Here is a 15,348-nt window from a genome sequence, read left to right as displayed (position 1 = left end):
GGACCACGACATCACCCTCATCGAAGGCGCCGGCGGGCTGCTCGTGCCGATGGGTGTCTGCTTCACCCCGGGTTTCCGCCGAAGGGACTGCCCGTGTCCACGAGCCCCCAGCGAAGCACTCCCACCCAGGATTCGGTCCGCCGCCAGAACCTGGGCGCGCTCCTTCGATACGTCCACGTCAGCGGCGACACCTCCCGCGCCGAACTGACCAACCAGCTCGGCCTCAACCGCAGCACCATCGGCGCGCTCACCGCCGACCTCGCCGGCGCGGGACTCATCGACGAGGGCGGCCCGCAGGAGACCGGTCGCGCCGGCCGCCCCTCACTGGTCGTGCGGCCCCGATCGTCGCGGGTGTACGGGTACGCCCTGAGCATCGAGGTCGACCGGCTGCGCGCCGCGCGGGTCGGGCTCGGGGGCAAGGTCCTGGACAGCCGCGAGCTGCCCCGCCCGCACGGCACCGCGGTCCGCGACACCATCGCGACCCTGGCCGGCTTCGTCCACGACATGCAGCGCGCCACGTCCCCCGACGCGGTCTTCGTCGGCAGCGGCATCGCCGTGTCCCGCATGATGCGCCACCCCGACGGCGTCGTGCGCATGCTCAAGACCGGTGAGCCCGTCATCGGCGCGGACGTCGGCGCGGCACTGGGCCTGGACCGGCCGCCGATGGTCGGCAACGTCGCGGACCTCGCCGCCCTCGCCGAGCACACCCGCGGCGCCGCCGCCGGCCTCGACAACGTCATCTACCTGCACGGCGACGCGAGCATCAGCGCCGGCATCATCGCCGGCGGCCGCCGCGTCACCGGCCACGGCGGCCACGGCGGCGAGGTCGGCCACATGGTCGTCAACCCGCAGGGCCGCGAGTGCGGCTGCGGCTCCCGGGGCTGCTGGGAGACCGAGATCGCCCGCCACGTCTCACTGGACCGCGACGCCGTCCTGGCGTGCGTCGAGGCGGCCCGGCTCGGCGACCCGGCGGCCCGCGCCGCGGTCCGGCAGGCCGCGGACTGGCTCGGCTTCGGCGTCGCCAACCTGGTGAACATCTTCAACCCGACCGCCGTCGTCTTCGGCGGGGCCCTGCGGGAGCTGTACCTCGCCGGCGCCGCCCACGTCCGCGGCCGCCTGTCCACGATGGCGCTGCCCGCCTGCCGCGAGCACGTGCGGCTGCGCACCCCGCTGCTCGGCGACGACGCCCCACTGGTCGGCGCGGCAGAGCTCGCCTTCGAACGGCTCCTCGCCGACCCCCTGGAAACCGCCGAATCCTGACCGGCACAATGATCCACCGTGACCGAGCCCTTGTGTTCCCGCTGCGACGCCGCCCTCGTCGTGTCGGACACGTCGCCGGCGTGGTGCCCGTCCTGCGAGTGGGGGCTGGACACCTTCGACCGGCGGCGGGCGCCGCGGGTGTGGGGCCTGCGGGCCGGTGACCGGGCCGACCACTGGCTGGCGGTGCGCCTCAACCGCCGGCAGTACACCTCGCTCGCCGGCCGCACCGTCGCACGGCGCGGCAACCCGCTCGCCCGCGTCGCGATGCTGCTGCTCGCCGCGCCGCTGCTGCTGCTCGTGCCATTCTTCCTGGCCGCCGGGGTCTTCCTCACCGGCTTCGGCAACGTCATCACCATGCTGTTCGGACCGGTGCTCATCATCGGCACGATCGTGCTGATCTGGCCGCGCCGGCGGGAACGGCACTGGCAGCCGTGGGTCGTCGACGCCCGCACCGCACCGGCGCTGTTCGGCCTGCTGGCACGGGTCGCCGCGGCGGCCGGCACGCCGATGCCGCACGAGGTGCACCTGGATCACGACGTCAACGCGTCCACCAGCGTGCAGGGGCTGCGCCGGCGCCGGATCCTGTCGGTCGGGCTGCCGCTGTGGGCCGCGCTCGACCCGCAGGAACGCATCGGGCTGCTCGCGCACGAGTTCGGCCACTTCGTCAACCGTGACGCCCGGCGAGGGCTGGTCGTCAGGGGCGGCTTCGGCGTCCTGCGCGGCATCCTCGACGTGCTGACCGGCTCCCTCCGGATGGGCAACGTGTGGATCCTCCCGGTGGTGGTCGTCGTCGCGCCGGCGCTGTGGCTGCTGTCGGTGGCGCTGCTGGTCCTCGCCGGCCGCGACAGCCAGCGCGCCGAGTACCTCGCCGACCAGATCGCCGCCCGGGTCGCCGGCTCGGCGGCCATGACCGGCCTCTTCGACGGGCTCGTGGTCGCCGGCGACCTCCGCGCGGCGGTCGCGGCGAGCCACCGCAGCCTCGCCGACCCGCGCGCCTGGCGGGCCGCCGCCGTCCACCTGCGCGGCGCCGCGACCCTGGACACCGCGCGGCTGCTCAGCCTCAGAACCGACGCGTCCCTGCTCGGCTCGCACCCGCCGACCGGGCTGCGCCGGCGGATGGTGCGGTCGTGGCCGGTCCAGCAGGCGCAGGTCGAGCCGGCCGAGCAGGAGTGGGCGGCCATCGACGCCGAGCTGAGCCCGTGGTTCGCGAAGCTGGCGAACCGGCTCAGTGGATGAGCGTCGCCAGGTGCTGGCAGGTGGGCCGGGCCTCAAGGTGCAGGCGGGCGACGTTGAGCCCGTCGCTGCCGAGCACGGCGAGCAGCGTGCTGCCGTTGACGGCGTACACGGTGAAGTACCCGCCCTCATTGCGCATCGTGGCGTCGCGGAACGGTGACTGCCCCAGCACGAGACTCACCTGCCGTCCCAGCCCGAAGGTCGTCGCGGCGAGGGCGGCCAGGTCGTGCGGCTCGGTCTCCGGACCCAGGTCATAGGTGATCAGCAGCCCGTCGACACCCGCCAGCACGCTGCCGCGCACCCCGGGCACCCGCAGCCGCAGGTCGGCCATCGCGGCGCGGACCGGGGTGAGGACCGCGTCGTACGGCTCCGGCCGGGCGTCGAACGGGGCCGGCGGGAGCTGGCTCACCGCGCCGCCGGGTTCGGAGCCCTCCCGGCGGGGCAGGCCGCCGGGATCGCCGCCGAAGAAGCCGGACGTCACAGTTCGAGACTCGTTTCGATCTGGCGCAGCTGGTGGCGGGCCAGCGCGAGGTTGGCGCGGGCCTTGGCCAGCGCGACGTACAGGAACAGGCCGTGCCCGCCCCGCGAGTGCAGCGGGCGGATCAGGTGGTACTGGGTGTCGAGCGTGATGAGGATGTCCTCGATCGGCTCGTTGAGGCCCAGCATCTCGATGGTGCGCAGTTTCGCCCGCACCACGTCGGTGTTGCCGGCCGCGGCCACGGTGATGTCGAAGTCGGGACTGCCGCCGAGGGTGCCCAGCGTCATGCCGCTGGTGTAGTCGACGAGCGCGACCGCGAACGCCCCTTCGATGCTCATCGTGCTCTTCAGCGCGACGTCCAGGTTGTTGCTCAAGCGTGCCTCCAGCAGCTGGTGCGTTTTCCAAGGCCACCCTCGCACGGGACGATCTTTCGCACATCTCCCGCCGCTGCATTTGGCCGGTCGGCTCATGACCTGCTGACTTCCCGACCGATATGGCCGTGACCCACCGCGCACCGAAGATCACCCAGCGGTACGCCGTCAACTTCATAAACAGTTTTGACGTTTCGAATCGTCGACGTCTGTTCACCGGGGTGACCCCCGGCACCCGCGCGCTCCTACCTTCGCTGCAGCCCTCCGGGGTCGGCGTCAACCGGACCCGGCCACGGAGCTGGCACCTTCGAGGAGGTCTCACCGTGTTGCACCGAATTACGGCGGCCGGCACCGCGCTCGTGGCGGGACTGGTCGGCGCCTTCGCGGCGGCCGGACCGGCGCTGGCCGTGCCCGCGGTCGGCGCGATCCTGTACGCGGACAGTCCCGGCGCGGTGTCGGGTCGCTACATCGTCACCCTGAACGACGGCTCCACCTCCATCGCCACCCAGGCGCAAAGGCTCACCAAGCGGTTCGGCGGGCAGACGCGGCACGTGTACGACCCCGTGCAGCGCGGCTTCTCGGCGAGCATGTCCGCGCAGCAGGCGCAGCGGCTGGCCGCGGACCCCGCGGTCGCCTCGGTGGAGGCGGTCCAGCGCATCACCGTCGCCGACACCCAGAACAACCCGCCGAACTGGGGCGACGACCGCATCGACCAGCGCAGCCTGCCACTGAACCAGGCGTTCACCTACCCGGCGAACCCGGGTCAGGGCGCCACGGTGTACGTGCTGGACACCGGCCTCAACGCGAGCCACACCGACTTCACCGGCCGGGTGAAGCAGGGCACCGACATCGTCGACGGGGACAGCAACCCCGCCGACTGCCACGGTCACGGCACGCACGTCGCGGGCACCGCGGTCGGCACCACCTATGGCATCGCGAAGAAGGCGAGCCTCGTCTCGGTCCGGGTCCTGGACTGCCAGGGCACCGGCACCAACGACGACCTGATCGCCGGGATCAACTGGGTGCGCAACAACGCCCAGAAGCCGGCGGTGGCGAACTACTCGATCGGCTGCGGCAGCCGGTGCAGCAGCCAGGCCATGGACAGCGCGGTGTCGAGCCTGATCAGCTCGGGCGTGCAGTTCGTGCAGGCGGCCGGCAACAACGGCGACGACGCCTGCTACTACAGCCCGCAGGGGTGGCCGCGGCCATCACCGTCGGCAACAGCAACAGCTCCGACGCGCGCAACAGCACCAGCAACTACGGCACGTGCCTGGACCTGTTCGCGCCCGGGACGAGCATCGTGTCGGCGTCGTACTCCAGCAACACCGGCAGCGCGACGATGACGGGCACCTCGATGGCCTCGCCGCACGTGACGGGTGCCGCCGCGCTCTACCTGGGCGCGAACCCCAACGCGACCCCGGCGCAGGTCCGCGACGCCCTCGTCGGCAACGGCACCACCGGGAAGATCACCAGCGCCGGGAGCGGGTCACCCAACGTCCTGCTCTACGTCGGGACCACGTCGGGCAGCGACCCGTCGGTCACCAACCCGGGCAACCGGAGCTCTGTCGTCGGCCAGTCGGTCGACCTGCAGATCCAGGGCAGCGGCGGCACCACGCCGTACACCTGGAGCGCGTCCGGCCTCCCGGCCGGGCTGTCCATCGGCGCGTCGACCGGTCGGATCACCGGCAGCGCGACGACCGCGGGCACCTCGAACGTCACGGTGACGCTGAAGGACGCGGCCAACAAGACCGCGTCGACGACGTTCACCTGGACGGTCACCACCGGTGGCGGCGGTTGCACACCCTCGCAGCCCGTCGGCAACGGTGGCTTTGAGAGCGGCACCTCGCCGTGGACCGCGACCGCGAACGTGATCGGCACGTGGTCGCAGTACCCGGCGCGCAGTGGCTCCCGCAACGCCTGGCTCAACGGCGGCGGGCAGGTGCAGACCGACACGATCTCGCAGCCGGTGGCGATCCCGTCCGGTTGTTCGACCGTGCAGCTGCGCTTCTGGATCCGCATCACCACCGCGGAGACCGAGAACGTGGTCTACGACAAGCTGACCGTCACCCTCGGCGGCACCACCGTGGCCACGTACACGAACCTGAACAAGACCACCGGGTACGTGGAGAAGGTCATCGACGCCAGCGCGTTCGCGGGGCAGACGGTCACGTTGAAGTTCAACGGGGTCGAGGACTGGTCGCTGCAGACCAGCTTCGTGCTCGACGACGTGTCCATCGCCGCTTCTTAAGGGTCACTCCCACTCCCAGCGCATGCCGACGATCCCGGGGGGCACGTCGGAGGCGATGACGTGGGCACCGTGTGTGGAGCCGATCCAGGTCTCCCAGACGCCCTGGTCCGGCGCGTTGAGTCCCCGGCGTTCAAACCGCCGGCAACGCGCCGGCACCGCGTCGTGGTCGAACTGGACCAGCAGCACGTACTCGGTGACCGGGGTGGAGAACCCGCGGTAGTAGTTGTCCGTTGTGGACAGTGAGTCGCTGCGGTACTGGTACTCCAGCACCACCGTCTCCCCCTGCGCCAGCATCCGGTCGAAGATGATCTCGGCCGCGATCAGCCCACCGGTGTCGGTGCGGACCCGGCCGATGCGGCAGTTGCGGACCGCGTTGATGCTCACGTGCGCGGTCGGGTCGTCGGTGAGGAAGACCGCCACGGTGCGGGAGACCCGGTCGATGTTGGCGCGCAGGACCTGCCGGCAGGTGAGGCTGATCTCCTGCCGCTGCGGGCCGACGAGGTACAGGTCGTGCAGGCTCAACCGGGTCAGCTCGTGATACATCCACCGGTCCAGCTCGCCGACCATCTTCGCGACGCTGGTGCCGTCGCTGAACAACCGGTCGATCTCGATGGTCCCGGGCGGCTGGCTCAGCCACCGGCCGCGCGGACGGCGCGGCCCGAGCTGGACCATCAACGACTCCTCGGGCAGCGCGAGGATCTGCTCCAGCAGCCGGACCGCCTTGAGCGAATCCGGTCGTTCGGGTCGGCTGCGACCTCGCCGCCAGTAGCTCAGCGTGGTGATGCTGACGCTGATGCCCTTGCTGGCGAGCTGCTCCTGGATCTCGTCGAGGCGGATGCCGCGGTCCTCGATGGCCAGGTGCAGCGCGGCGGAGAACGGGCCGGTGCGCAGCGCGTGCGCCAGGTCGCGACCCAACCCTTTCTCCATGCCCGGTGAGTATCTACCCCTTGAGCACTTTTTCCAATGCGGCGGCCACGGTGCGCGCCTCCGCCGGGGTCATCCTGCTGGTGAAGTGCGCCTCGATGCCGGCGAGGTAGGTGGGTGCGGCGGCGCGCAGCCTGGCCCGGCCGGCGGCGGTGATCCGGGCGAACGCGGACCGCCCGTCAGCCGGGTTCGCGACCCGCTCGACCAGGCCCGCCCGGGTGAGCTCGTCCACGACGCGGCTGCTGCGGCTGCGGCTGACCACCGCCTTCGCGCCCAGTTCCCCCATCGTGAGCTGCCGGTCCTTGGCGGAGTTGAGCTCCAGCAACACGTCATACCAGGTCAGCGGCAGGCCGTGGGCCGCCTGCAGCTCCTGGTCCAGCACGGGGACCAGCGCGGCGTGCACCCGCAGCAGGCCCGCCCAGGCGGCCGTGTTGTCCATCGTCACACCGTACCAACTCTTGTGCGCGCGCACGCATCTGGCTAACTTAGTGCGTGCGCACACACTTTCTTCTGGAGGTCTGACATGGTCAAGCTGCTGCACATCTCGGCATCCCCGCGCGGCACCCGTTCGGAGTCACTCGCGCTCGCGTCGCGTTTTCTGCAGGTGTACCGCGAGCAGCACCCCGCCCATACCGTCGCCGAATGGGATCTGTGGGACGGCACGCTGCCGCAGTTCGGCCCCGCCGCCGCCGGCGCGAAGATGGACGTCTTCGCAGGCGTCGAGCCCACCGGCGAGGGCGCCGCCGCCTGGGCCGCCGCACGGGCCGCGTTCGACCGTTTCGCCGACGCCGACAAGCTGCTCTTCTCAGTGCCGATGTGGAACGCCGGCGTCCCCTACATCCTCAAGCAGTTCATCGACGTGGTGAGCCAGCCCGGCCTGGTCTTCGGCTTCGACCCCGTCGCCGGCTACACCGGCCTGCTCACCGGCCGCAAGGCCGCCGTCATCTACACCAGCGCCGTCTACGGCGAGGGCCGCGGCTCCGCGTTCGGCGCCGACTTCCAGCGCCCGTACTTCGACGACTGGCTGCGCTGGGCCGGCATCACCGACCTCACCACCGTCACGTTCCGCCCGAACCTCGCCACCGCCGACGCCGCCGCCGGCCGCGCCCTGGCCACCGCCGACGCCACCGAAGCCGCCAAGCGCTTCTGACCCCCGACCGCAACCGTGAAGACCAGGGGGCGCCCCGGCACCTCCTGGCCTTCACGCTTCGATGCGGGACCTCACGCGAAGGCGGGCAGGGGCGGGATCGTCGTGGCGAGGAAGCCGTCCGGGTTCGCCGTGAAGTGCGGTGCCGGCCGCGTCTCCCACCACGACCGCAGCGCCGTCACCGTCTCCTCGACCCCGGTCCGCTTGTGCACGAACGTCGCGTCCCGCTCCCCCGACGCCTTCACCACCACCCGCCCCCGCTTGCAGCCGGCCGGGTAGTCGTTCCAGTTGATGCCGTGCTCGGCGAACAGCAGCTCCTGCGCCTGACCGGAGTGGACACCGTCCAACCGCTGGTACGGGATGACCGCCCGCGCCGCCATCGAGATGCTGTTGCGCACCGCGTCGCGCTGCCGCCAGATGAAATACCTGGCGACCTCGACCGGGTCCGCGACGGTGAACACCCGCGCGTCGAACATCGCGAGCTTCCCCGGCCGCCGCGCGTTCAACGTCACCGTCGCCACCGAAGCGGCCACGGAACACCACTTCTGCACCTCACCGCCGAACCACGGCTGCGTCCCGGTCGCCGCGAAGTCGATCGCGAGCACCGAGATCTCATCCGACTGCACGTAGGCGAAGACACTGCCGGAGATCTCCGCACACAACGCCTCGGCAACCGCGTCCATGTCCGCCATGAACGCCAGGTCGTACGGCTTCTGCGCACCACGCAGATAGCTGCCGAACGCCCGGCCGTCCACCCGCAGCACCGTGTGCGTGCGCCGCGGCAGGACCGCCTGCGTCACCCGCTCGTACGCCTTCATCCGGTCCCCGAGCCCGTCCCGATCGACGCCCATGCGCTCCCCCCGCCTCCCGCACTCGATGGCAACACGCGAAGACCACCCGGCGCACGCGGTTTTGATCGCCCAGTTGGTGCCGGCTGACGAGGACACGGTGCGGGACGTGATCCTGCGCACGGTGCACGGCCGGGTGATCCGCATCGGCCGCGAGGCCCTGCGCTAACCCCGGGCCCTAGCGGCGCCCGCTCACAACCGGCAGATGCGTCACAAGTGCGCGTTTACGCGTTTGGGTCCCAGTCTGCGAGCTGCTCCATCGGCTCGGGGTCGCCGGTGATCTCCAGGCCGTCGAGCGGGACGCGCTCGTAGAAGTAGAGGACCAGTTCGCTCGCAGCGCCTCGCATCGCCATATCGCCCGGCTCCGCGTCGGCGGCGAGGTCGTCGCAGCGGACGCCATCGGCGTTGAGGGTCAGGCGCCAGGAGCGGCCCTCGGTCGTGTGCAGGTCGATGGTCGCCGGCTTGAACGGCCAGGGGACGGTCGTCGCCGAGACGGTCATCAGGAACTCGTCGACGCCCTCGACCGCGACGTCCGTCGGCAGCGGCTGTGCGGTCCCCTGGGTGAGCTGGGCGTCGTAGGTGTGGACGGCGATCTCCTGGACCTGGTGCCGGGCCACGGCTCCGCTGGTCTCCGGGGCCTGCGAGTGGCCCCACCAGGTCCAGCAGCCGCGGTCCGGGCCGGCCTCGCGCATCGCATCGAGCATGAGCTCGGTCGACTCGGCGAGCCAGGCGTCCAGGGCTTCGCGGTCGCGAGGCGCGGTCGGGGCGCCCTTCGGGTCCGTCCTCGCCGGGGGCTCAGCGCCCGGGCCCGCCGCGATGATGGCGGCCTGGCGGCGGCGGCCGTCGCCGAGGTGCTGCACCAGTTCGCGCAGCGTCCAGTCCGGGCAGGTCGGGACCTGGACGTCAAGGTCGGGGGCGGACGCGATCGCGGCGCGGAACGCGGCCGAGCGGTCTTCGATCAGCCGCAGGACCTCGGGGAACTCCAAAATGTTTTGCACCTCAGCTGTGTATCAGTGCGCTCCGGCCGACGGGTAGCGAATTTGCCGGACGAACGCGTCGACAGCCGGCCGGAGCGCCGGCGCCGAAGCCGTCCTGAAACTCCACGCACTGCTCGCCAACGGCGACTTCGGCCGCCACTGCTTCCAGATCGGAGTACAACCTCTATGAGGACCACTGGACCGGCGGTTGATGCTCCGCAGGGTGTCGTCGCCGATCGAGTAGCAGCCATGGAAGTAGGTCACGCCATGGGTGCGCTTGTAGGTCGCCGGGAGCCGGTCGGGCCGTCCCTGCTCGACCCAGCTGCAGTCGGCGGTCGGGCGGATGCCGAGCGGGCCGAACTCGTCGAACGCGAAGTCCGGTCCGGGAAGCGGTCCAGGACGCGCTCGATCCGGTCGAGTTTGGCGTGGTAGCCGGGGTCGGTGGACTCCTTCCGTCTCGTCCAACCGGTTCCGGCCCCGCCGCCGCCACCGCTTCGACGTCGAGCCATCGGCGCCGCCGGATGGTGTTCTCAGCCGGCCGCCAGTGCCGCGCGGATGCGGGTGGCAAGGTCGGTGCGTTGCTGCGGGGTCTGCGGCAGGACGCCGTGCTCGGCCATGAGGGCGTGGTACTGCTGCCGCTCGTACGGCACGCCCGGTGGCAGCGGGGCCACGTGCCAGTGGACGTGGGCGTTGCCCTGCATGCTGCCGAGGGACAGCACGTAGGTGCGCTCCGGCTGGAGCACCTCGCCGACGGCGCGGGCGACCTTGTGCACCACGGCCTGCAGGCGCAGGTACGCCTCCGGGGTGAGGTCCCTGATCACGTCCTCGACGTGCTCGCGGGGCACCACCAGGGTGTAGCCGGGCAGCGTCGGATAGCGGCTGAGGAACGCGGCGTGGGCACCGTCGTCGTAGAGCAGCTCGTGCTCGTATCCGGGCTCGCCGTCGAGGAACGCGCAGATGAAGCACGGCCCCGACCGCACCCGCCGCTCGTACGCGGCAAGGTCCAGCGGCACCCGAGCACCCGGCTCGTCGAGGGGCATGCGTTTCAGTCCTCGCGGAAGCCGGGAGTGAAGGTCCAGGACGGGAACGCGGCGCGCAGCACGGGCAGGCGGTCGTCCCAGGCCGCCGGGCCGACGTGCATCGGGTGGATAAAGGTGAGCTGGCCGTCCCGGCGTCGGAAGCCCCAGCTGAAGCCGATCGCGGCGTGGACCCGGCGGCTCATGACGGCGTCGGGGCTGAAGCACAGGAAGTTGTACGCCAGCCAGTCGAGGTCCCCGGTGCCGGCGCGGAACGGGGCGTCGAAGAAGACCGGTTTGATGCCGAAGAACGCGTACGGGGTGTCGACCCCGCGGAACACCGCCAGGGGGTCGAAGGCGAACCCTGGGCCGCCGTCACTGCTGCGTACCAGTTGGATCCATCCGCATGCCGCGGCGTAGCCCTGCGCGGGGTGCTGGATCTGCGCCGTACACACCGGGAAGCTGAACGCGGCGGCGGCCGGGACCGACGCGTCGAGCAGGCCACAGCCCAGCTCGACCGGGTGATTGTTGCGAACCACGCCGGCCTCGACGGTGCCCGCGACCGACCGCAGCCGAAACGGGATGCTGGTGCTGCCCATCAATGCATTGTGTCAGCCGCCCCGGGGGCCGACGTGCAGCAGACAGAACTCGTTGCCCTCGGGGTCGGCGAGGACGGTGAAGGGCTCGGCACCGGTCTGACCGACGTCGACGGGGCGGGCGCCGAGGCCGAGGCCGACTGCCAGTATCGAAAACGAAAGGACGAGAGTCGTTCGGCCTCCGGCTCGCGGACGTACCGCGCCTGCCTGATCGAGAAGCTCCGCACCACCGATCTCAGTCCCCGGTTTGCGTTCAGGTCCGGCCAGTGGTCCAGCCCCGCACTGCTCCACGTATCGCCCTTCGACCGACGTGCCGACCTGCACCGACCGGCCCGATCGGTGCCCGCCGGCTGTTCGCCGGCTGCCCCGTACGGCCGAACGGCGGGCTAGTCCGCCCGGGTGACCCACTGGCACGCCGCGGTCACAGTCGGCAGGATCGGGGATCCCGACAACAGGAGCCCCCGTGCGCCGCGCCCTGCTCGCTGTACCGCTTCTGCTCGCCGCCTGCGGTTCCACGGAGACACCCAACGCCGCGACCACCATTGCCGCGGCTACGTCGCCGGCCTCGAGCACGGTTGCGGCCACCACCTCGCCCGCCGCTCCGTCACCGTCGTCGACTATTGCCGCGGGCCCGAAGCTCGGTACCGCGCAACCGTTCAGCAGTGACGGCAGCAGCGCCCGCCTGACCGCGTTCTCCGTCCGGCAGCCGACCGCGCTGAAGGCACCTAAGCCGCAGGCAGCGGGGATGGAGTGGGCATCCGCCGACGTGCAGGTGTGCGCCGACGTGCTCGGCCCGAACTACGACTACCTGTACGTGACGAACGACCCGTGGTCGCTGGTGTACGCGGACGGGACGACCGCAACCCCGTCGTCGGTGACGTACCAGCAGTTCGACGCCCCGGAGTACCCGATCACGGACCGGACGATCAAAGTCGGGCGGTGTATCCGCGGCTGGGTGACGTTCACGGCACCGGCAGGGAAGAAGGCGACGATGGTCGAATATCAGTCCAGGGACGGGAACGTGTTCGACTGGTCGACGGAGTGACGTTGAGCCGGCCCGCGACGCGCCGGAACCCCCACCCTGCCCGGCGTGTCGCCCATCGACGGTTAAGGATCCGCTCATGGCTGACCATCCTGTTGTCGCCGCCGCCCGAGGCCGCAAGGGGCGCGTCTACCAGTTTTCGCTGACGCTGCTGCCGCATCAAGGCGAGCAACCCAAGCACCGCACGTATCCGACGAAGGCCGACGATGATCCGAGCTCGATCCTGTCGGAACTTGCCGACATGGGCTGGATTCCGGTGTCGATGTCGACGGTGTCGTTCCCGGACTCGTCGGCGGTCCTCTGCGTGTACGTGTTCCGCCGCTGAACCACACCGCTGTAGTTCCCCGCCGCCTCTTGACCTGCGCGAACCCGGCCCGATCATGGACCTGTAACGGTTCTTCACGCCCCGGGTTGGCGGGTCGAGGAGACGTGGCTGGACCTTGACGGCCGCGGGGCTCGCACCTGGTACCGCGGTGGACCGGTGGGGCGCAGAACACTGGTGCACGACCGCGCGGCTGCAGGAGCTGTTGAGGGCGAGCGGCTGCGACTTCGGCGACTTGACGTTCGTAGAACCGGAGCGGCTCGTCGACGAAGGCGACGGGTGCGAGTAGCTACACGACGATCAGGGTCACGATGCCGGGGGCGCATACAGGCTCGTGTCACGGGTCATGGGCGGACACTCCAGCTGCCGAGCCTCCCACAAGGAATGGCGGGCCCCGATCGTCGACCCTGGCGGCCATTCCCCGATCTCAACCGCAGCGGCGGCGCCAAGCGGTAGCACCTCGACACCCGGCGCCCGCAGGATCGCATCCCATGCGGACTTCCGGACACCTGCCATCACTGCCGCTTCCACCATCGCCGTGGTGGGGAACCCGATCTTCAGGCGGTCCTCGTTGGCGCGCTTCCACGCCGTCCACGGCTCACGGTACGAGGCGAACAGCGATGCGATGGCGGTGGCGTCGAAGACGAGCGCCGACCGACTCTACGCCGTACGGCGCATCCAGCGTGCTGCCCATCGGCTACGGCGAGGCCGCCGAAATCGCCGTCCATCATCGCAGGTCACGGCGTTTCGGTCATCGACCGGCGACTTACCGCCGCGCCGTACACAGCGACGCATGTCTGGTCAGCCACTGCAGCGCGGGCGCCAACGCCACCGCCGGCTCGGCGGTGCCGCACCCGGTGCACCGCTCCGTCAGGTACCCGGACAGGTCCATCTCGATCCAGGCTTCTCCCCCGCCATCAGTACGGAGGATCTCCGACACGATCTCCCTGTACTCGTTCATGCTTCCATCGTCCTGCGGGCCGGATCAGGCTCCGTGTCGAAGCACATGCTCGGCAGGTGGCGCGCAGCAGGACGCCCGGCCGCTCCATGGCAACTGGACACGCGCGCTCGACGGCGTCTCTCAATCGAACAGTGCCAGCCCTTACGGACCGCTGACGAGCTGGACGACAAGTGCGGAAACGACCGCGACCACAAGCGTGATGAACATGACCAGGCTGAGCGTCGTCCGGCGCTTGACCAAGCCATTGAGGGCGAACAGGTCCGGAGCGAGGTCGCCACTTCCGGCGGCGGACCGGCTGACCTTGCGGGCCGGGTCCAGGAGTCCATCGGCGGCGGGTTGATGATATGGACCGCCGCGACCGCCGATAGGAGTTCGCTGAGGTTCTGGCAGGTCTGGCAATCAGCGCAGTGCTCGGCATGTTCCTTCGCGGCCCGCACGATCATCGCCGACATCCAGCCGGACGCGTAAGCCTAGACGCCGACCTCGCCGTTCTTCATGACCTGACCGGACGGCACGGAGCCCGACCACCCTGCTCCGATGGTCGGGCGCCTCCCCGCGGCCCCCACCGCCTCGACTCGGTCGGCTCCGGCTACGGAGCAGTCAACTTCGAGATTTCCGGGTCGGGCGCGTCGAGGTCCACATGCCGAATCTCCGGCAACGGCATCCCGGCGGGCGCAGCGTCGGGTCGTTGCGGAGGATCATCAGGAACCGATCGGCGTCGGTGGGCTGCTCCTCGCCGAAGAACTCGATGCGGTGGTAGTCGCAGAACGGGCCGCCAGGCAGGACGCGGTCATCGCCGCCACTTGTACGGCTTCTCCCCGCCACACGTGTAGACGACCCCGTCGAGGACGAACTGCTTCCCGAGCCGGTTCGTCGAGCATTCCGCGTCCGGGGTGCCGCAGCCCATGTCCTTCCCCGGCGAGCACAGGTTCGCGACCATCGGCGAGGCCGTATTGCCGCCGGACGTCGAGCCGGAGGTCGGGGCGGCCACCGGGGTGGAAGGCGTGGCCGGTGCCGGCGAGGGGTCAGAACCGCAGCCGGACAGGACAGCGACGAGAAGGACAGCCGCGGCGAACGAGGGCTTCATGCCGCTGATCCTTCCGGTGCGACGGTCGCCGTGTCGAACAGGCGGGGCACCGCGCCCAACGCCGGCATCACCGGGATCGTTGGAGCACCTCGCCGATGGCGCGGGCGACCTTGTGCACCACGGCCTGCAGGCGGCAGGTACGCCGCCGGGGTGAGGTCCCTGATCACGTCCTCGACGTGCTCGCGGGGCACCACGAGGGTGTAGCCGGGCAGCGTCGGATAGCGGCTGCGGAACGGGGCGTCGAAGAAGACCGGTTTGATGCCGAAGAACGCGTACGGGTGTCGACCCCGCGGAACACTGCAAGGAGGTCGAGGCGAACCCTGGGCCGCCGTCACTGCTGCGCACCAGCTGGATCCACCCGCACGCAGCGACGTAGCCCTGCTGGTGCTGCCCATCAATGCATTGTGTCAGCCGCCCCGGGGGTCGACGTGCAGCAGGCAGAACTCGTTGCCCTCGGGGTCGGCGAGGACGGTGAAGGGTTCGGCGCCGGTCTGGCCGACGTCGACGGGGCGGGCGCCGAGGCCGACGAGCCGGACCACCGCGGCCTCGACGTCGCCGTCCGCGACGAGGTCGAGGTGCACGCGGTTCTTGGCAGGCTTCGGGGTCTCGGCGCGCTGCAGGAAGACCGACGGCACGCCGTCGGCGCCGAAGAGGTGGATGCCGCCCTCCTCCTCGGGTCCGGCGGTGTAGCCGAGGGCGGCGGACCAGAAGCGGGACATGACGACCAGGTCGGTGGCGTCGATCGCGCACTGTGCGATGTGTGCGGACATACCCGGTCTGCTACCCGGCCGGCGCCGGACCCTAACGGCGGCGGTGCGGGCCCGTGGCATGTGGCCAC

At 70.8% G+C, this 15,348-nt stretch carries 20 protein-coding genes and 2 pseudogenes; 9 read left to right on the top strand and 13 right to left on the bottom strand.

Annotation, left to right across the window (positions count from 1 at the left end; genetic code table 11):
- Window positions 1-93: 93 nt before the first annotated feature.
- Window positions 94-1,260, top strand: coding sequence for an ROK family protein (locus tag AB0K00_RS17595; protein ID WP_363521928.1), 1,167 nt, complete (start codon window positions 94-96; stop codon window positions 1,258-1,260).
- Between the two features lie 18 nt (window positions 1,261-1,278).
- Window positions 1,279-2,496, top strand: coding sequence for a M48 family metallopeptidase (locus tag AB0K00_RS17590; RefSeq protein WP_363521925.1), 1,218 nt, complete (start codon window positions 1,279-1,281; stop codon window positions 2,494-2,496).
- Here the strand turns inward: AB0K00_RS17590 and AB0K00_RS17585 are convergent.
- Complete coding sequence (locus tag AB0K00_RS17585; protein WP_363521923.1) at window positions 2,486-2,974, bottom strand: roadblock/LC7 domain-containing protein; 489 nt, start codon at window positions 2,972-2,974, stop codon at window positions 2,486-2,488. The two genes, AB0K00_RS17590 and AB0K00_RS17585, sit on opposite strands and share 11 nt — an antisense overlap.
- On the bottom strand, window positions 2,971-3,309 hold the full coding sequence (locus AB0K00_RS17580) for a hypothetical protein (protein WP_363522145.1): 339 nt from the start codon (window positions 3,307-3,309) through the stop codon (window positions 2,971-2,973). Before AB0K00_RS17580 ends, AB0K00_RS17585 begins: the two co-directional genes overlap by 4 nt.
- A 155-nt stretch (window positions 3,310-3,464) precedes the next feature.
- Here AB0K00_RS17580 and AB0K00_RS17575 point away from each other — a divergent pair.
- Window positions 3,465-4,735: pseudogene (locus AB0K00_RS17575) on the top strand (S8 family peptidase); the annotation flags it as partial.
- On the top strand, window positions 4,712-5,590 hold the full coding sequence (locus AB0K00_RS17570; RefSeq protein WP_363522144.1) for a putative Ig domain-containing protein: 879 nt from the start codon (window positions 4,712-4,714) through the stop codon (window positions 5,588-5,590). The pseudogene AB0K00_RS17575 and the gene AB0K00_RS17570, both read left to right, overlap by 24 nt.
- Before the next feature lie 3 nt (window positions 5,591-5,593).
- Here AB0K00_RS17570 and AB0K00_RS17565 read toward each other — a convergent pair whose 3' ends face one another.
- Complete coding sequence (locus tag AB0K00_RS17565; RefSeq protein ID WP_363521920.1) at window positions 5,594-6,517, bottom strand: hypothetical protein; 924 nt, start codon at window positions 6,515-6,517, stop codon at window positions 5,594-5,596.
- A gap of 13 nt (window positions 6,518-6,530) precedes the next feature.
- Window positions 6,531-6,953 carry a MarR family transcriptional regulator gene (locus AB0K00_RS17560; protein ID WP_363521917.1) on the bottom strand — a complete coding sequence of 141 codons (423 nt, stop codon included), beginning with the start codon at window positions 6,951-6,953 and terminating at the stop codon, window positions 6,531-6,533.
- An 84-nt stretch (window positions 6,954-7,037) separates the two neighbouring features.
- Between AB0K00_RS17560 and AB0K00_RS17555 the strand changes: the two genes are divergently transcribed.
- Entirely contained in the window at window positions 7,038-7,664 is a 627-nt protein-coding gene (locus AB0K00_RS17555) for an NAD(P)H-dependent oxidoreductase (protein ID WP_363521914.1), read from the top strand.
- A 71-nt stretch (window positions 7,665-7,735) separates the two neighbouring features.
- On the opposite strand, the gene AB0K00_RS17550 is transcribed toward AB0K00_RS17555, so the two are convergent.
- Complete coding sequence (locus tag AB0K00_RS17550) at window positions 7,736-8,512, bottom strand: tRNA(His) guanylyltransferase Thg1 family protein (protein WP_363521912.1); 777 nt, start codon at window positions 8,510-8,512, stop codon at window positions 7,736-7,738.
- A gap of 25 nt (window positions 8,513-8,537) precedes the next feature.
- On the opposite strand from AB0K00_RS17550, the gene AB0K00_RS17545 reads away from it, so the two are divergent.
- Window positions 8,538-8,678: a hypothetical protein gene (locus AB0K00_RS17545; RefSeq protein WP_363521910.1), complete on the top strand. Its 141-nt coding sequence runs from the start codon at window positions 8,538-8,540 to the stop codon at window positions 8,676-8,678.
- Window positions 8,679-8,733: 55 nt separating this feature from the next.
- Here AB0K00_RS17545 and AB0K00_RS17540 read toward each other — a convergent pair whose 3' ends face one another.
- The 5 genes and pseudogenes from AB0K00_RS17540 to AB0K00_RS17520 all read right to left on the bottom strand — a co-directional run bounded on the left by AB0K00_RS17540 (window position 8,734) and on the right by AB0K00_RS17520 (window position 11,641).
- A complete protein-coding gene (locus AB0K00_RS17540) occupies window positions 8,734-9,507 on the bottom strand; it encodes a maleylpyruvate isomerase N-terminal domain-containing protein (protein WP_363521907.1) in 774 nt (257 codons plus the stop codon).
- Window positions 9,508-9,687: 180 nt separating this feature from the next.
- Window positions 9,688-9,938: pseudogene (locus AB0K00_RS17535) on the bottom strand (IS630 family transposase); the annotation flags it as partial.
- Window positions 9,939-10,016: 78 nt separating this feature from the next.
- Window positions 10,017-10,526: an HIT family protein gene (locus AB0K00_RS17530; protein ID WP_363521904.1), complete on the bottom strand. Its 510-nt coding sequence runs from the start codon at window positions 10,524-10,526 to the stop codon at window positions 10,017-10,019.
- Window positions 10,527-10,531: 5 nt separating this feature from the next.
- Complete coding sequence (locus AB0K00_RS17525; protein ID WP_363521901.1) at window positions 10,532-11,101, bottom strand: hypothetical protein; 570 nt, start codon at window positions 11,099-11,101, stop codon at window positions 10,532-10,534.
- Window positions 11,102-11,113: 12 nt separating this feature from the next.
- Window positions 11,114-11,641, bottom strand: coding sequence for a VOC family protein (locus AB0K00_RS17520; protein ID WP_363522142.1), 528 nt, complete (start codon window positions 11,639-11,641; stop codon window positions 11,114-11,116).
- Between AB0K00_RS17520 and AB0K00_RS17515 the strand changes: the two genes are divergently transcribed.
- On the top strand, window positions 11,562-12,143 hold the full coding sequence (locus AB0K00_RS17515; protein WP_363522158.1) for a hypothetical protein: 582 nt from the start codon (window positions 11,562-11,564) through the stop codon (window positions 12,141-12,143). The genes AB0K00_RS17520 and AB0K00_RS17515 overlap by 80 nt on opposite strands.
- A gap of 76 nt (window positions 12,144-12,219) precedes the next feature.
- Window positions 12,220-12,465: a hypothetical protein gene (locus AB0K00_RS17510; protein WP_363521899.1), complete on the top strand. Its 246-nt coding sequence runs from the start codon at window positions 12,220-12,222 to the stop codon at window positions 12,463-12,465.
- 763 nt (window positions 12,466-13,228) lie between these two features.
- Here the strand turns inward: AB0K00_RS17510 and AB0K00_RS17505 are convergent.
- Complete coding sequence (locus tag AB0K00_RS17505; protein WP_363521896.1) at window positions 13,229-13,423, bottom strand: hypothetical protein; 195 nt, start codon at window positions 13,421-13,423, stop codon at window positions 13,229-13,231.
- Window positions 13,424-13,456: 33 nt separating this feature from the next.
- Here AB0K00_RS17505 and AB0K00_RS17500 point away from each other — a divergent pair, with 33 nt between their 5' ends.
- A complete protein-coding gene (locus AB0K00_RS17500) occupies window positions 13,457-13,891 on the top strand; it encodes a hypothetical protein (protein WP_363521893.1) in 435 nt (144 codons plus the stop codon).
- 322 nt (window positions 13,892-14,213) lie between these two features.
- Here AB0K00_RS17500 and AB0K00_RS17495 read toward each other — a convergent pair whose 3' ends face one another.
- Window positions 14,214-14,510: a hypothetical protein gene (locus AB0K00_RS17495; RefSeq protein ID WP_363521891.1), complete on the bottom strand. Its 297-nt coding sequence runs from the start codon at window positions 14,508-14,510 to the stop codon at window positions 14,214-14,216.
- Between the two features lie 407 nt (window positions 14,511-14,917).
- Window positions 14,918-15,280 (bottom strand): VOC family protein, encoded by a 363-nt coding sequence (locus tag AB0K00_RS17490; RefSeq protein ID WP_363521889.1) that lies wholly within the window; start codon window positions 15,278-15,280, stop codon window positions 14,918-14,920.
- Window positions 15,281-15,348 lie beyond the last annotated feature (68 nt).

This window comes from Dactylosporangium sp. NPDC049525 (assembly GCF_040676755.1).
In the GTDB taxonomy this organism is placed as follows: domain Bacteria; phylum Actinomycetota; class Actinomycetes; order Mycobacteriales; family Micromonosporaceae; genus Dactylosporangium.
The sequence above is the reverse complement of the archived record's forward strand: the minus strand, read 5'-3'. Positions and strand labels throughout refer to the sequence as shown.

Excerpts from the sequence above, each read along its gene's own strand:
- AB0K00_RS17580 (WP_363522145.1), bottom strand. The coding sequence starts at position 3,309 with ATGAGCATCGAAGGGGCGTTCGCGGTCGCGCTCGTCGACTACACCAGC.
- AB0K00_RS17565 (WP_363521920.1), bottom strand. The coding sequence starts at position 6,517 with ATGGAGAAAGGGTTGGGTCGCGACCTGGCGCACGCGCTGCGCACCGGC.
- AB0K00_RS17560 (WP_363521917.1), bottom strand. The coding sequence starts at position 6,953 with ATGGACAACACGGCCGCCTGGGCGGGCCTGCTGCGGGTGCACGCCGCG.
- AB0K00_RS17555 (WP_363521914.1), top strand. The coding sequence starts at position 7,038 with ATGGTCAAGCTGCTGCACATCTCGGCATCCCCGCGCGGCACCCGTTCG.
- AB0K00_RS17550 (WP_363521912.1), bottom strand. The coding sequence starts at position 8,512 with ATGGGCGTCGATCGGGACGGGCTCGGGGACCGGATGAAGGCGTACGAG.
- AB0K00_RS17545 (WP_363521910.1), top strand. The coding sequence starts at position 8,538 with ATGGCAACACGCGAAGACCACCCGGCGCACGCGGTTTTGATCGCCCAG.
- AB0K00_RS17530 (WP_363521904.1), bottom strand. The coding sequence starts at position 10,526 with ATGCCCCTCGACGAGCCGGGTGCTCGGGTGCCGCTGGACCTTGCCGCG.
- AB0K00_RS17525 (WP_363521901.1), bottom strand. The coding sequence starts at position 11,101 with ATGGGCAGCACCAGCATCCCGTTTCGGCTGCGGTCGGTCGCGGGCACC.
- AB0K00_RS17520 (WP_363522142.1), bottom strand. The coding sequence starts at position 11,641 with ATGGTGGTCGCGGCGTTGGGTGTCTCCGTGGAACCGCAGGCGGCGAGC.
- AB0K00_RS17510 (WP_363521899.1), top strand. The coding sequence starts at position 12,220 with ATGGCTGACCATCCTGTTGTCGCCGCCGCCCGAGGCCGCAAGGGGCGC.
- AB0K00_RS17505 (WP_363521896.1), bottom strand. The coding sequence starts at position 13,423 with ATGAACGAGTACAGGGAGATCGTGTCGGAGATCCTCCGTACTGATGGC.
- AB0K00_RS17495 (WP_363521891.1), bottom strand. The coding sequence starts at position 14,510 with ATGAAGCCCTCGTTCGCCGCGGCTGTCCTTCTCGTCGCTGTCCTGTCC.
- AB0K00_RS17490 (WP_363521889.1), bottom strand. The coding sequence starts at position 15,280 with ATGTCCGCACACATCGCACAGTGCGCGATCGACGCCACCGACCTGGTC.